General features: G+C 58.6%; 14 protein-coding genes. 12 read left to right on the top strand and 2 right to left on the bottom strand.

The window, feature by feature from the left end:
• The first annotated feature begins 295 nt into the window (after positions 1-295).
• The 11 genes from RXV88_RS19825 (at position 296) to RXV88_RS19775 (ending at position 10,060) form a co-directional block, all read left to right on the top strand.
• A complete protein-coding gene (locus tag RXV88_RS19825) occupies positions 296-883 on the top strand; it encodes a hypothetical protein (protein ID WP_316295233.1) in 588 nt (195 codons plus the stop codon).
• Positions 880-1,887, top strand: a complete 1,008-nt coding sequence (locus tag RXV88_RS19820; protein WP_316295232.1) for a glycosyltransferase family 1 protein — start codon at positions 880-882, stop codon at positions 1,885-1,887. Before RXV88_RS19825 ends, RXV88_RS19820 begins: the two co-directional genes overlap by 4 nt.
• A gap of 5 nt (positions 1,888-1,892) precedes the next feature.
• Positions 1,893-3,008 carry a glycosyltransferase gene (locus RXV88_RS19815; RefSeq protein ID WP_316295231.1) on the top strand — a complete coding sequence of 372 codons (1,116 nt, stop codon included), beginning with the start codon at positions 1,893-1,895 and terminating at the stop codon, positions 3,006-3,008.
• On the top strand, positions 3,005-3,832 hold the full coding sequence (locus RXV88_RS19810; RefSeq protein ID WP_316295230.1) for a hypothetical protein: 828 nt from the start codon (positions 3,005-3,007) through the stop codon (positions 3,830-3,832). Before RXV88_RS19815 ends, RXV88_RS19810 begins: the two co-directional genes overlap by 4 nt.
• A 573-nt stretch (positions 3,833-4,405) precedes the next feature.
• Positions 4,406-5,113, top strand: a complete 708-nt coding sequence (locus RXV88_RS19805) for an FkbM family methyltransferase (RefSeq protein ID WP_316295229.1) — start codon at positions 4,406-4,408, stop codon at positions 5,111-5,113.
• A complete protein-coding gene (locus RXV88_RS19800) occupies positions 5,106-5,903 on the top strand; it encodes an aldo/keto reductase (RefSeq protein WP_316295228.1) in 798 nt (265 codons plus the stop codon). The genes RXV88_RS19805 and RXV88_RS19800 overlap by 8 nt, the downstream gene beginning before the upstream one ends.
• Entirely contained in the window at positions 5,897-7,468 is a 1,572-nt protein-coding gene (locus tag RXV88_RS19795; protein WP_316295227.1) for a GMC oxidoreductase, read from the top strand. Before RXV88_RS19800 ends, RXV88_RS19795 begins: the two co-directional genes overlap by 7 nt.
• A 79-nt stretch (positions 7,469-7,547) precedes the next feature.
• Positions 7,548-8,492, top strand: a complete 945-nt coding sequence (locus tag RXV88_RS19790) for a glycosyltransferase family 2 protein (protein ID WP_316295226.1) — start codon at positions 7,548-7,550, stop codon at positions 8,490-8,492.
• Between the two features lie 36 nt (positions 8,493-8,528).
• Positions 8,529-9,326 (top strand): YdcF family protein, encoded by a 798-nt coding sequence (locus tag RXV88_RS19785; RefSeq protein WP_316295225.1) that lies wholly within the window; start codon positions 8,529-8,531, stop codon positions 9,324-9,326.
• Positions 9,327-9,445: 119 nt separating this feature from the next.
• Complete coding sequence (locus RXV88_RS19780; RefSeq protein ID WP_316295224.1) at positions 9,446-9,595, top strand: hypothetical protein; 150 nt, start codon at positions 9,446-9,448, stop codon at positions 9,593-9,595.
• 111 nt (positions 9,596-9,706) lie between these two features.
• The gene (locus RXV88_RS19775) at positions 9,707-10,060 is read left to right on the top strand and encodes a hypothetical protein (protein WP_316295223.1); all 354 of its coding nucleotides are present in this window, start codon (positions 9,707-9,709) and stop codon (positions 10,058-10,060) included.
• Positions 10,061-10,305: 245 nt separating this feature from the next.
• Here the strand turns inward: RXV88_RS19775 and RXV88_RS19770 are convergent, their stop codons facing one another.
• Positions 10,306-11,220: a tyrosine-type recombinase/integrase gene (locus RXV88_RS19770; protein WP_316295222.1), complete on the bottom strand. Its 915-nt coding sequence runs from the start codon at positions 11,218-11,220 to the stop codon at positions 10,306-10,308.
• A 2-nt stretch (positions 11,221-11,222) separates the two neighbouring features.
• Here RXV88_RS19770 and RXV88_RS19765 point away from each other — a divergent pair, with 2 nt between their 5' ends.
• A complete protein-coding gene (locus tag RXV88_RS19765) occupies positions 11,223-11,513 on the top strand; it encodes a helix-turn-helix transcriptional regulator (RefSeq protein WP_316295221.1) in 291 nt (96 codons plus the stop codon).
• 262 nt (positions 11,514-11,775) lie between these two features.
• Here RXV88_RS19765 and RXV88_RS19760 read toward each other — a convergent pair.
• A partial coding sequence (locus RXV88_RS19760; RefSeq protein WP_410468847.1) for a DUF5801 repeats-in-toxin domain-containing protein occupies positions 11,776-14,286 on the bottom strand: 2,511 nt, incomplete at its 5' end.

Below are 14,286 nucleotides of genomic sequence, written 5' to 3'. Positions count from 1 at the left end.
TCTATTTTTGGATTACGATTTCATTGTATCAGGATTATACCGTCCATGAGGCTAGTTACGGGCCGCCGAGACATTGCCGGGCTGATCCAGTGCCGTCACAGAAAGCAACGCTCCGATCTTGGCGTTGCGCTCTTCGAAAAGATAAAGCTTGTGCCGCAAGACTGCGAGTCGACTTTGGGTGAAAGTGTGTGTCCTGTATTGCATCATGCTTCCAAATATTGGTTTTCCTGTTTGGTCGGAGTGACTTCGTTTGCCTCTTTGATACGTTCAGGCGCCGGCATTAACGGCGCGGCCGGTGTGCAACACGGTGGAAACCTCGCACGCGTTCTGCAAGGGCTTCTTCGAACCCTCAGTGGCCGCAGGGTTCCGTCCGTCGCTACTGCTGCTGACACGGGACACCCGCACCACGGCACTGTCGCATCGGCGCAAGAACGCAGTGCCCAGACGCACCGACGCAGGCTTCGCACACTTGATCGCCCCGAGCGACGACGTCTACCTCCCGGTCGCGGATCCGGCCAGTCTGTCCGACTACCAGCTGTGCTATTGGTATTGTCTGGAGATACAGCTTCGCCAGACGCTCTATACTCGGATCGCCGAGAAACTGGACATGAAGGTTGTACGGATGGAAACCTCCGAGCTGTCGGACATGGATCGCTTGGTTGAGGTGGTCACGCCGTTGGGCCTGGCCGATGCAACCAGCGCCCGTGCCGCGTTGGCACGTGCAGGCGTGGAGAAGGCGCACAATGCCACGCCGAAGGCCAAACAAACAGCGCCTGACTTCGATCTCGAAACCGAAGGGGCGGCGCTGTTGGCACGGCTGGGCCCGCCAGCAACCGTTGCCGACGTGCAGGTGCGGATCGACCGAGCGCGGAGTTTCCTGTGACCTCTACGCTCGACGTTGTCCTGCTGATGCGCCCCCGCACCGAGCGCGCTTTCAGCATCGAGGCGGTGTTCCAGACCGTCGCGAGCCATCTGCCACCAGACATCCGTGCGCGCGTCTTGGTTTCGCCACATCCCAGTCGTGGGCTACTGCCACGTCTTCGCGGTATCCTCCACGCAGCGCGCGCGGCTCGTGGCGCCGACGTGATACACATGACTGGTGACGCGCATTATCTTGTGTTGCTACTACCGCGCCGTCGCGCGGTGCTGACAGTACATGACTGCGAGTTTCTTGATCGCACGCGTGGGTTGAAGCGTTTCATGCTATGGCTCATCTGGATCTGGCTGCCTGCGCGGCGCGTGGCGGCGATCACAGTGGTGTCTGAGGCCAGCAAGGCAAAGCTTCTGCACTGGTTGAAGGTAGACCCGGCCCGGATCGAGGTAGTGGAGAACCCGCTGACCAAAGTCATGTGCCGGGTAGAGAAAGCCTTTGCTGAGCAACCGCGTCTCCTGATGATCGGCACCGCCCCGCACAAGAATATCAACCGCGTGGCAGAGGCTGTGGGGGGCTTGCCGGTCACGCTGGAGGTCATTGGCCGCCTGCCGGAGGATCGGCTGGCACGCCTGCGCCGCCACGTGGATGTTGTGACACGGCATGACCTGACGGATGCCGAACTGGCAGAGGCCTATGCCGGTGCCGACATCCTGATGTTCCCATCACTCTCCGAAGGTTTCGGCCTGCCGATCATCGAGGCGCAGGCGGTGGGGCGCCCCGTCATCACCTCTGACCGGGCACCGATGTCAGACGTCGCAGGCGCGGCCGCCCTGAAGGTGGATCCGGAGGATACGGTCGCGATCCGCACCGCCGTTGAGCGTTTGATCGATGATGCGGACCTTCGTAACCGCCTTATTGCGTTGGGGCTGGAGAACGTCCGCCGTTTCACCCCCGAACGCGCCGCCACAGCCTATGCCGCGGTCTACCGCCGTGTAGCGCTGAGGGCGGAGTGATGCGTGTGGCTTTTCTTGCCGGACACCTGTCGCGCCGCGCCTCCGGTGTGCGCCAGATGATCGAGGGGTTATCAGGCGCACTCGCGAATCGCGGCATGGAAATCAAGGTCTTCGGCATCCGCGATCCCGCTTGGGAACAGGATGCAGCTGAATGGAAAGGCGCTGCCGCCGAGGTCTTGGATCGTTTTGGCCCCGCCAAATTTGGCTTCATGCCAGGACTGGGCCGGGCACTACGCACTTATGACCCGGACCTAGTGCATCTGCACGGCATCTGGTTGTATTCTTCCCTTGTTGCGGCTGGTTGGGCCGGGCAGAAGGGTCGGGCTCTGGTAATTTCGCCACACGGAATGTTGGCGCCTGCCGCGCTATCCTACTCGCCGGTACGCAAGCGAATAGTGCGTGCACTGTTCCAAGACCGCTGCTTCGCGCGTGCCGCAGGTTATCACGCGACAGCCGAAGCAGAGAAGGGCGACATCCGCGCCTATGTTGGCAATGTGCCTGTGGCAGTGGTACCCAATGGGGTCGAGGAAACGTCCGTTCGGCTGCCTGCCTTTTCCGAACGAAGTAAGCGTGTGCTGGCTCTTGGACGGCTGCATCCAGTGAAAGGTTATGAACGGCTTTTACGAGCTTGGGCTCAGGTGGAGCCTGATTTCCCGGACTGGAAGCTCGAGATTGCAGGGCCAGATCCGGAAGGCCACGGCGGAGAACTGCGTCGACTATGTGCGGAACTAAGTCTTGTGCGCGCGATAATTGGCCCACCCCGCTACGGTGCCCAGCGAGATGAGTTGATCGCTGGGTCGCGGCTTTTTGCGCTACCTTCTCTGAGTGAAAACTTTGCCCTGACTGTTCCTGAAGCTTTAGTTTGCGGTACGCCCGTTCTGGCCAGTTGGGGATCACCTTGGGAAGTACTGCAGGAAAAAGGGTGCGGCTGGTGGGTCGATTCCAATCCTAACGCACTCGCAGTAGCTTTGCGAAATGCCATGGAAACACCAGAAACGCGGCTGGCGGCAATGGGAAAAGTGGGTCGGGTATGGGCAATCAGGGAATTTGGTTGGGATGCTTTGGCAGCTCAAATGGAGAATTTCTATTCAAAAACGTCAAAACTGATATATGAAAAATGAAAACTCCTTGCGTGTTTGTCACCGGCATTTGGAAATCAGGGAACCACCTTGTTTACTCGGCGCTAAATGAGTTGGGTATTGAGGGGCCTTTTAATGGTATCGCAGCTCACCTTATTTACGGTCGGTTTAGTATGGCCAAGCGGTTGTTGCGAGGCAGTACTCAAGGAATCGACATTGGGCTCGAAACTGAAGTGCGCATCCGCCCTTCCTATATCCAGTACACGGTACGCAAATTGCGTGGCCGAATTCTCGGCGGCCATGCCGCCTACAGCCCTGAACTGGTCGCGCTCATGCGCTCGGAAGGTGCGCGTATGATTGTGATTCGGCGCGATCCGCGCGACATGTTGATCTCTTTTGCCGATTGGATTGAGAGTCGCCCAGACAATTATCTGTACGCTGAATTCGGTAGCCTGTCGCGGGAGCATAGGGTAGCTAAATTGCTGCACGGTGATCGTGCGCGCCGTATACGTCCTTTCGCCGAAGTGCTTGCACGCTCCGAAGGCTGGTTAAGTGAGGCCGGGGACGTGCTTGTGATCAACTTCGAGGATCTCGTCGGACCGAAAGGTGGTGGGACCATCAGGCGGCAGGCGACGGCACTGCGACAATTATGTGATCATCTCGGGCGCGCGATGCCTGGTGGTCTCGAGTGGATAGACCGCATCTATGGCAACAGTCTGACTTTCAACCAGGGCCAAGTGCAGCGTTGGCTCGAACTTCAGAGTCCGGAACTGAAAACTGAAATAGCCGATCTTCTGGCCGAACCTATGCGCAGGTGGGGCTACGCCCCTGACTTTGAAGATTTCTCGAGAGAGCAGGAACAGTAATGACGAACGCTGCGCCAGACCGCCTGAAAGTGATGCCGAGGATCAGCCTCGGAAATAAGTTGCGCCGTGGACTTTGGCAAATGACTTGGTTTGTTCTGTGTAGGTTCACTCCCGTACCTTTGCACAGCTGGCGTTCTGCCGTGCTAAGGCTATTCGGCGCCCAAATTCCGGGTCGAGCTTTTCCCTATCCCTCAGCACGCATATGGGCACCCTGGAATCTCGAAATGGGAGCCGATAGCTGCTTGGCCGCAGGAGTGGACTGTTACAATGTCGCACCAATCCGACTTGGGCACGGCGTGACTGTAAGCCAGCGAAGTTACCTCTGTACTGCGTCCCATGATTTTGACAATCCTGACTTTCCGTTAATTGCGGGGGAAATTGACATAAAATCTGGAGTTTGGGTTGCGGCAGAGTGCTTTGTTGGCCCGGGAATTTTAATTGCCGAAAATGCTGTTGTTTTGGCACGCAGCGTAGTTGTGCGCGATATAGCTTCCGACACCGTGGTTGCCGGCAACCCCGCTCGGACAGTGCGACGCCGAGCTACAGACGTGGCAAGCAGGAGTAAGTGAAAGAATGAACTGGCAAACTAACTCCGTATCCATCCGGATGCGAAATGTGGCTCGCACCTTGGGGCTGACCCGTCTGGTCGGTCATTTTTTGGCGCGCAGAGGCTACGAAGCCGCGTTCGACGACGCTATGTTCGCAGAAATCGGCCCGGGCGACACGGTTTGGGATGTTGGTGCAAATGTCGGATATTACACAGCGAAATTCGCCAACCAAGTCGGAGTAGACGGTCAGGTGATCGCCTTCGAGCCGTTTCCTCAAACTTTTGCGACGCTGTTCGAGGCTGTTTCGGGCCTACCTAATGTCACGGCTATCTCAAGAGGCCTCGGCCGCGAGACATCGTCAATGAACATGGTAGACGGCGGTGATGAACTGGGGGCCAACAGCCAAATTGTCGAGGGCGAGCCAGATGCTGGCATTAAGGTGGAAATCATGACTGCGGACGACGCACATGATACGCTTTGCCTTGCTTTGCCAAATGTGGTCAAGGTCGACACTGAGAGTTTTGAACTCGATGTGCTACTTGGTATGCCAAACCTGCTTATGGAACCGACGCTCCGTGCACTGTTTATTGAGGTGCATTTTTCGCTACTTGCCGACCGAGGGCTTTCGAGTGCCCCATCGCAGATTGAAAGACTGCTGACAGAGGCTGGTTTCAAGACACATTGGGTCGACGCATCTCATATTGCGGCAATCCGCGACCGCCGCAATGCGTAGTATATGCCTACCAAACACAGATTTAAATCTTAGCCGCTTTGTATTCGGAACGGCAAGCCTGCATCACTTAGGGCGTGACAGGGTGCAGGCTGCACATCTCGAGGCCGCCGCCGCTGCGGGTTTTACGCATTTTGACACGGCGCCACTTTACGGTTTCGGTGGTGCTGAACGCGTGCTTGGTGCCGCATTCTCCAACACGCCGGGGATCACGATCACCACCAAGGTGGGACTTTATCCGCCGGGCGGCGGCTGCGAGGGGCACACCTCGATGCTGGTACGTAAGGTCGGTGGCAAGCTTTGGCCACCGCTGTCGCGGGCGGTGGCCGACCTAACCGTGGACAGGGCGCGACGCAGCCTTGAGGACAGCCTGCGCCGGCTTCGCCGAGACTGTGTGGATATCCTGCTGCTGCACGAACCGGCTCCAGGCCTGCTGGCGACCGACGAGTGGCAGCGGTGGCGCGATACAGAGGGCGACCGCATCCGGCACATAGGTGTGGCGGGCTCTGCGGACATGGTGGCGCCCTTCCTCGAGACTGGTATGCCGCTGGCGCAGGTAATCCAGGTGCGCGACGGACTCGACACGCACGAGGGTGACATTGTGACCTGCGCCGGCCGCCCCCTACAACTGACTTATGGCTATTTTTCCTCGGACAAGAAGGGGCGGTGCGGGGCCGAGATCCTTTCCGGGGCGCTGGCTCGCAACGATACCGGCGCGATCCTGGTCTACACGCGGTCGCGCGCCCGCCTTGCGGAATTCGTAGCTGCCGCGGCGCAAACACCGCAATGTTGAGATCGCTCGCCAAGGCGGCTCCAGAGGCACCAATTCAGGCTGACGTGATCTTGGTCGGCGCCGGACTTGCGGGCCTGTTCCTTGCCGATGCGCTGGCGTCGCGAGGTCTGCATGTCCTGATCCTAGAAAGTGGGGACGAGGGGCAGGAGACTGATACCCACCCGCTAAACGCCGTAGAACTGGAGGGCGACGGTTACAGGGGAGCTAAGCATGGCCGTTTCCGTTGCCTTGGCGGAACGTCAACACGCTGGGGTGGTGCCCTGCTGCCCTACCTGTCCGAAGACTTGGGCCCGCATCCCGCTGGATGGCATACGGGATGGGAAATAGACCCCGCCGCTCTAGAGGCCGAGCTTCCCGCAGCCGAAACAGCGTTCGGTGTCGCGTCGGGCCCTTACGGAGGGGGCGCAATTGGCGGCGCCGACCCACTGCCAGGCTTTCTTTCGAGGCAGCCAAAATGGCCGACCTTTCAGAAGCGGAGCACTGCCAATCTATTTGCGCAAGGCGTGCATCATGACCCAATGGTTGAAGTCTGGACTGACGCGACAGTAACCAAAATCAATTTGGGAAACGACCGGATAGAGGGCGTGACTGCGCAATCCCGGTCTGGTTACTGCTTGCAGGCCCGAGCGCCAACTGTGGTGCTTACCGCTGGCGCGATTGAGACTACGCGGCTGTTGCTGCTGATGGACCGTGCGCAGAACGGCCAATTGTTTCCGTCCGGATCGCCGTTGGGCCGGGGGTTTCACGACCACCTGTCCGCTCCGATCGCAGACCTAGTGGACTTTGACCGCCGACAAGTCGCTCGGACTTTTGGCTTTCGCTTCGTCAGGGGCGGCATGCGTAATCTGCGTTTCGAACTGGCTCCCGAGGCCCGTGCCGAAGCGGGATTGCCCGCCGCTTTCCTGCACGTGGCCTTCGCACGAGACCCCGAAAGCGGCTTCGAAGGACTGCGCGCCTTGTTCCAAGCTGCGCAACAGCGCCAGGTCCCCCAAGGTGGCGACTTGCGCCGGATTTTGTCTGACCTGCCTTGGTTCGCCCGCGCTGTCTGGTGGCGGATGGTGGAGAAGCGCGTTTTTCCACCATCCCGATCGAGGTTTGAGCTGCACCTCGTGACCGAACAGGCCCCTGACCCCGGCAATCGCATCACCCTGGCCGAGGACGTTGCGGACCCCTTCGGCCTTCCGCGGGCCCGGATTGCTTGGTGGGTTTCAAAGGCGGACTTGGCCCGATTTCACGCGGTTAGTGCGCTGGCGCTCGAAAGCTGGGGCGCAGGGCAGATGACCGTGCATGGGCGGTTGGCACCCCGGCCTGAAGCCGAGATTGAATCGACCCTGCGCGCCGGCGGTGGCATCTATCACCCTGCCGGGACCACACGGATCGGACCGACAGCAGAAACCGGCGTCGTCGATGCCCATCTAAACGTGCACGGCGTCCCGGGTTTGCGCGCTCTGGCGACCTCGGTATTTCCTACGGTAGGCGGCGCGAGCCCGAGCCTAGCGCTGGTGCAGCTGGCGCTGAGGATGGCTAAAGAGATTGCGGCTGATGCCGTGCCGCACAGGCCTTGATTCCAAGAACTACCCTGCGATCAAAAAGAATAAGGATGGGCTTTTTGCATTTGGACCCGAAAGACTGGATCGGCCGACTATGACAACCCAGGCTAAGAATGGACCCGGCGTGACTATAGTCATCCTATCCAAGAACGAGGAGCGCCACATTGCACGATGTTTGGATTCCGTTGGGTCATTTGCTTCGCATTGCCTCGTGATGGACAGCGGATCAACCGACCAGACAGTCGATATCGCCAAAGAAAAAGGCGCGGAGGTGCATTTCAATAGCTGGAAGAACTATGCGACACAATTCAACTGGGCTCTCGACCAGCTGCCCGAGGATACCGACTGGGTGCTTCGGCTTGATGCGGACGAGATCGTCACTCCGGATCTCGCGCGACAAATCCAAGATCTGCTGCCCGATCTTAGTACTGAAACAAAGGGTGTTTACGTCTCGCGACGCATGCACTTCCTTGGCCAGCCGATCAGATGGGGAGGGGTCTTTCCGATCCGGGTTTTGCGACTCTTCCGGCATGGGGCAGGGCGCTGCGAGGATCGGTGGATGGACGAGCATATCCTTGTCGACGGCGATACGGCTGATCTCTCGGGCGAAATCATCGACGACAATCTGAACTCGCTGACTTGGTGGACGGAAAAGCACAACTCCTACGCGTCGCGCGAAGCTGTAGATCTGCTGAATCTCGAATTTGGTTTCATGGCGCATGAAACAGTCGCAGATCTGAGCGGCGGGCAGCAAGCTGGTGTCAAGCGCTGGCTCAAGGAACGCGTCTATGCGCGACTGCCAGGCGGGTTCCGTGCTTTTGCGTACTTCCTTTACCGGTACGTGGTTCGGTTGGGGTTTCTCGACGGTAAGGAAGGCACAGCGTTCCATGTGTTGCAAGGCTTCTGGTACCGGTATCTTGTAGACATGAAGCTCCATGAGGTTAGGGCCTACATGCAAGTACATGACGCAGACGTGGTCGACGCCATTCGGGACGTTCTTGGGATCACTATTCATGTCGATGTGACGGATCGTGATTGACGCGCCGCTCTCTGCATCTCGGCAAGCTCAACACTGATGGAGACGCTGTTTTTTGTCGCGTCCAAGCTTTTCTGGCTGGTGGCTCGGCCGGAAATCTGGTTCGTCCTGCTTCTGGTTATTGGCTTCTGGTGTCTGCGCCGGGACCGCGTGGCAGCGGCCAATAAGATGTTAGCTTCCGCGCTTTTCTTAGTTCTGCTCATCGGGCTTGTGCCTGTTGGACAACTTCTGATGCGACCGCTTGAAACGCGTTTTCCTGCCTCGCCGGACATCTCGTCGGCAGCGGGCATCATCGTTCTGGGCGGGGGTGAGGACGCCCGAATGTCTGCCGCATCCGGATTGCCGGAATTCAATGCAGCTGGAGAGCGGCTCATCCTGGGATTGGCGCTCGCGCAGGAGTACCCTGAGGCCACCCTCATATTCACCGGCGGCAGCGCCAGTCTGGTTAACCAACGCGTTTCTGGTGCCGATGGCGCACAGGCCCTGTTTGCCCGTTTCGAGATTGCAGACAGTCGGATCACTCTGGAACCAGCAGCGCGCAACACGGGGGAAAACGCCACGCGCACGTATGAGCTCGTCGAAGATGCCACGCGTGGACCTTGGGTTCTGGTCACGTCGGCGTTTCACATGCCGCGCAGTGTAGGGAGCTTCTGCGCAGCGGGTTGGCGCGATATGATCCCATATCCGGTCGATTATCGCGCCGCGGATATTGGTGGGCTCTCCTGGTCTTTCGCCGGGAACCTCGATCTTCTCAACATGGCCATCAAGGAGTGGATTGGTCTGGTCGCGTATTCCCTGACAGGCCGGACACCAGCTCTGCTGCCCCGCAATTGTTGAGGCAATAAGCCTGCAGAATGGTATGGCAACGATGTGCTCAACGGCACGACATCATGCTTGGCGTGGGACCACGATAGACAACCTTCAAGACGTCAGGCGGTCGTCTCATTGATCGAGGCGTGACAGACGGAGCAATCACCGCACGCAACCGGGCCAATGCCACGCAGAGCACTGGCCCGCGCAGTGCCACCGGCAAGGCTGTGGTGGCGCAGAATGCACGGCAGCATGGCGCGACTGCACAGCCCGACCGGGAGCGTGTCGCGGCCTGAGCGCGGATCATTCTCGACACGCCAGATCTTGGGCCCATCGACCTTCTGGCGGATGACGCCCACACGCGCAGCGCCCTGGCCCTCGCCGTCGCAGAGGCGCGGCTCGCGGAGGTGGTACGGGCTCTGGGCGAATTCGAGGCGGGCACCGCGCCGCCCTCGGACGAGGAAGAGGACCTCACGGACCAGATCACCGAGGTTCGCGCCATTCTGACCGAAATGCCGATGTCGGCGCGGAACCGTCGCACGGGGATGTCGCTGATCGCACGGCTGCAGAAGGCGCGGAACAGCGAAACGGCACAGGGCGGCCGGCGCCATCGCCTGCTCAAGCGCTACTGGCGTGAGGCACGGGCGCAGCGCAAGCGCGCGTTTCACGACTGGCTGCCTTGCCTTCGGGCGCAGAGGACATCGCTATCCGCGTCCGACAAAATGGCCAAAATCCCAAAACAAAGCCAGATTTCAGCTTAAGGTTGTGTTTTTAGAGGGCGTGAAATATATAAGTATTTGATGTTAAACACTTTTAATGCATCTAGATTTCTCTGCTCGAGACGTCTCTCAGCCCCAAATGCCCGATAACGCCTCTGCTAATTACGTCTGCTAGTGCACGTTATCGAGAGATCCATTCCCGAAATCGATTTGGCCTGCTCCCTGAACAGGGGTCCTCCCTGAAGTAGGCTTCCAAACCAGATCAGTTTTTTCCAACGGCACAAAGCCTACGCCCAGACATTGTGTTCCGCGTGTTCCAGGTATCGCGCCAGTACATTGATCGACTTCCATCCCCCAGCCCGCATGATCGCCGCCATGTCGAAACCGCAGCGTAGCAACTCCTGGGCCGCGCCAATACGCATCGAATGACCGCTGAACGAGCGCACGTCTTCGGGCCCATAGCCTGTCATTTTGGCTGCTTGCTTGATGATCACCTTAACCGTGGTGTCGCTAAGAGGGCGATCGATGGGATGCTCTTTGTAGATTGGACAGAAGAGCCAGTGCGTTGTCTCGCCTTTCCACCGCTGCCACGCATGCAAACGATGGGCGCTTGCAACAGATGAATACCCAATCCGCCCCCTGCCCTCCTGATCGGCTTTGCTGCGGCGGATCAGCACACGCAATGTGCCGTCTTCGCGAAACTCGACGTCCTCGTCGCGAAGCGCCACCAACTCCGAGCGTCGGGTCATAAGCTCATATCCCAGCGAGAGCATCGCCATGTTGCGGAGCCCCCAAGGTGTGTCGGGTTGCACTTCAAGGAAGCGCTTGAGATCAACCGCTGTCATGCCACGCGCCTGTTTTGGACGCACGGGCTTTGCCCGTCGCACGCGGCGAAAGGCAAGGTTGATGTCCTCGGCATAGGTCGGATCGGGCAAGTCGAGAAGCCGATGAACTTTGCGGATGGCGTATAGCCGTCGCCGCACCGTCGACGGGGCCTTAGACCTCCCTTGGTCTTCCAGAAATCGGCAAACAGTCTCAACGGCCGCAGGAAACGGCGCGGCAAGTCCGTTTTCCTGGCACCAGTTTTCGAAGGCCTCGACATCGGAGCGGTAACTACGCATGGTTGACGGTGCGTAGGCGCCTTCGAGGCGCTGGAATTCGGAGCGCCAGTCTGTTCTGTGATGTGGCCCAAATTGGATCATAAATGGCACTTTATGGGCCATTTTGCGCGCTGTCAATGATTGGCGGCCAACAAATCCGCATGGCTCGAGCCGCGCTGCGATGGTCAATTGAAGATTTGAGCCAACACGCGGGCATAGGTTCGCGTACGATCAAGCGCCTCGAAGCCACGGACGAAATAACCTCCGCCAACATGACTACGATTTTGAAGATTAAGTCCTGTTTCGAATACGCCGGCATAGAGTTCATCGGCTCACCGAATGACCGACCCGGCATCCGGATCGGGCAACGCCTTGGTGAGAGCGACCCGAGCTGATCCAGAGGCATCCCCGTACTCTGGCCAACGCCCCGTGAGCGGCCTTAAGTGTTATGCGTAGCCAGGCCGTCCTTGGTAATGACATGTCTACCGAATAAGCTTAATCCGAAAACGCTGAAGAAAGCCGAGTATCCATAACGACTGATCAGGGCTAGGTCGGCCAGAACGCGCCCAGAGCACACCGCCAATATCAATCCAAGTAAAAAAGCCTGCTGGTCGGAGACCAGCAGGCTTTTTCATTTTGCGGCCCTGATCCTCGCCCTTAGGCGATGATCAGAATGTCAGAGGCATCGAGCGTGGCCGGAGTGACGCCATCCTCGAGTATTGTCGCCAGCAAGACCAGAACATTGGTCGCATCCTCAGGATTGGCGTCGAAGTAGAGCTTTCCATCATCAGTATCGAAGATGAAGTAATCGACTGCGCCAGGCGCATCTGCAATCGGATCGATGTTCGCTCCCGTGCTGGTCACAAAATACCCATCAGCCGGGTCGAGCGGGCCCTCTTCGAAGCCATTGCCACCAAAACCGGATGCGGAGATCAGGATACGGTCGTCTTCGTCAAAGTCGGAGATGGTTGTGTTACCATCCACGTCATCGAAGAAGACAAAAGTATCTGCTCCAGCCCCGCCGGCGAAGAGGTCCGCCTCCGCATTGTCGCCATCAGCGATGAAAGCGTCATGGACGTCAGCCGTTCCGGTTACTGTTCCAGTGGTTAGGGATGCGAAGTTCAGTGTGCCGTCAATCACCTGGTCGGAATAGGCCACCAGAACATCATCCCCGAGCGCCAACTGCCCTGCGGCACCATAGACAGTCACGGTCGTGGCGCTGGCGCCCGTACCAACCGTGATGGTGGCGTCACTCCCATCTGCACCGATCACGATCGGCGCATAGGGGTTCAGCAGCATGATCTGATCTGTCCCGTCCTCAAAACGACCCGCAAGTTCGACATCGTCCCCAATCCACCAGGTTTCATCTCGTGTCGCGAAGTCGATGTTGAAAGTATCGGTCTCAAGGTCCGTGCCTATCAGGCGTTCGTCAGGCGGAGCGAAGGGATCCGGATCCGCTTCAAGGGAGACCGAGAAGCTGTCGCTTGCGGTGTCTCTATCTCCGTCGGTGACCGTTGCGGTCATGTCGATGGAGACAGGCTCGGCGATCACCCCCTCCTGAACAGTAAAGGAGATCGTGCTGATCTTAACTTCGCCATTTGTCATGACGACTTGTACGCCATCGATCAGACGAGTGTCTGTCCCCCTCGAGTCGATGGTTACAAACTCACTCGACGTACCTGGCTTTGTCGTTAGGTCTGCATCTGTAATCTGGAACCAGTCACTGAAATAGTTACCGCCGCCGTCAGGCGTCGTGTAGATTAACCGATACTCAAGCAGGTCACCTGTTGGGTCTCCGAGCTCGTCTTCAGTATACTGATAGGATGGGCCCCCGGTGCTGGGCATTTCGAGTTCAAACGAGCTGACGTCTCTATCTGGATTGATGACAAAGGACTCGTTCAACGCTGGGTCATTATACCCGTTCATGTTGTTATTGTTCACCCCGAAGCCCTGGTCGCCAACATTCTGCTCCCAGTCGCCATTAATCCAGTCGTAGAGGAACTCGTTTACGGACACATCAGTGCCAGGAGTTGTCGGGTCTCCGTCCTTGTTGAGGTCTTCTTCAAGGTAACCAAGAGAGTCAACAAGTTCGCTAAGAACCACGGCGTCGTACTCGACGGCATAGAAGATGACATCGTTTTCTGGCCCAAGTGGGTCAAACGTCAGCGTCTGGACAGGGTCCGGCCCGCCGTTCGGCAAGGTGCCATCATCCGTTGACTGGGTGAAGGTCGTGCTGAAGCCTCCGCTCAGGTTCAGGATGTAGGTGCCATCCGGATTGAACACCATTGTGAAGTCGATGGCCTCCGCAAGATCATCAGGGTCAACATCGCCCGGGGTTCCATCGCCATCGAAATCAGCGAGCAACGTCCCAGAGAGATAGTACTCCCCATCCGTTCCGACACCGTCGAAGGTCATGTCAGTTATAGTGGGCGTGTCGTATGTTGTGCTCCCGATTGTAAAGCTGTCGATGCTCACGGCAACTGGTGTCGTCGAGCCAGGCGACCCGTCCCATACGTAAGGATCATCCGTTCCGAAGTCCGCATTCCAGAGACCGAATTGCGGGTCAGATGTGCCGGAGCCTACAAGGTTTTCGACGCTCGTTGATACACCGTCGTCGCGGAAGACCACCTTGTCGCCGATCGCCACCGTGTCGGTGTCGACGTCGAGGTCCCCGTCGATGACCGTCTGGACCACGTTGAGATAGCCCGCCAGGTCCACCGGCTCGTTGTAGCTGGAACCGGGAACCTTGTTGTCGAGCGACTGCCACAGCGCGCTGGAGAGCACACCGCTGTCGTCGATATGCACGGCCAGAACCGCATCCCCGAGCACAATGCCGGTGGTGCCGACGGTGCCGGTCCGGCCGACCACGAAGTCACCCTCCTTGACCAGGTAGACGTCCAAACCGTCGGTCGTCTCGAGATTGGTCGCGATCGCGGTGCTGGCGGTGCTGCCAGACTCGACCGTCAGGGCCGTGCCGACCAGTTCCAGATCGTATTCCAGATCGGCGTTCTCGTCGTCCGTCCCAACGTCGTAGTCGACATCCGTCTCAACCACCGCGCCGCTGCTCTGCGCATATTGCGGCAGGTTGGTGTCGTTCGGGACCGGAATGCCCGTCACGCCACTGAACACGCTCGAGACCGTCGGATCGTCGTCCTCCTGATTGCCAAG

Source organism: Aestuariicoccus sp. MJ-SS9 (genome assembly GCF_032586235.1).
Classification (GTDB): Bacteria; Pseudomonadota; Alphaproteobacteria; order Rhodobacterales; family Rhodobacteraceae; genus Aestuariicoccus.
The sequence above is the reverse complement of the archived record's forward strand: the minus strand, read 5'-3'. Positions and strand labels throughout refer to the sequence as shown.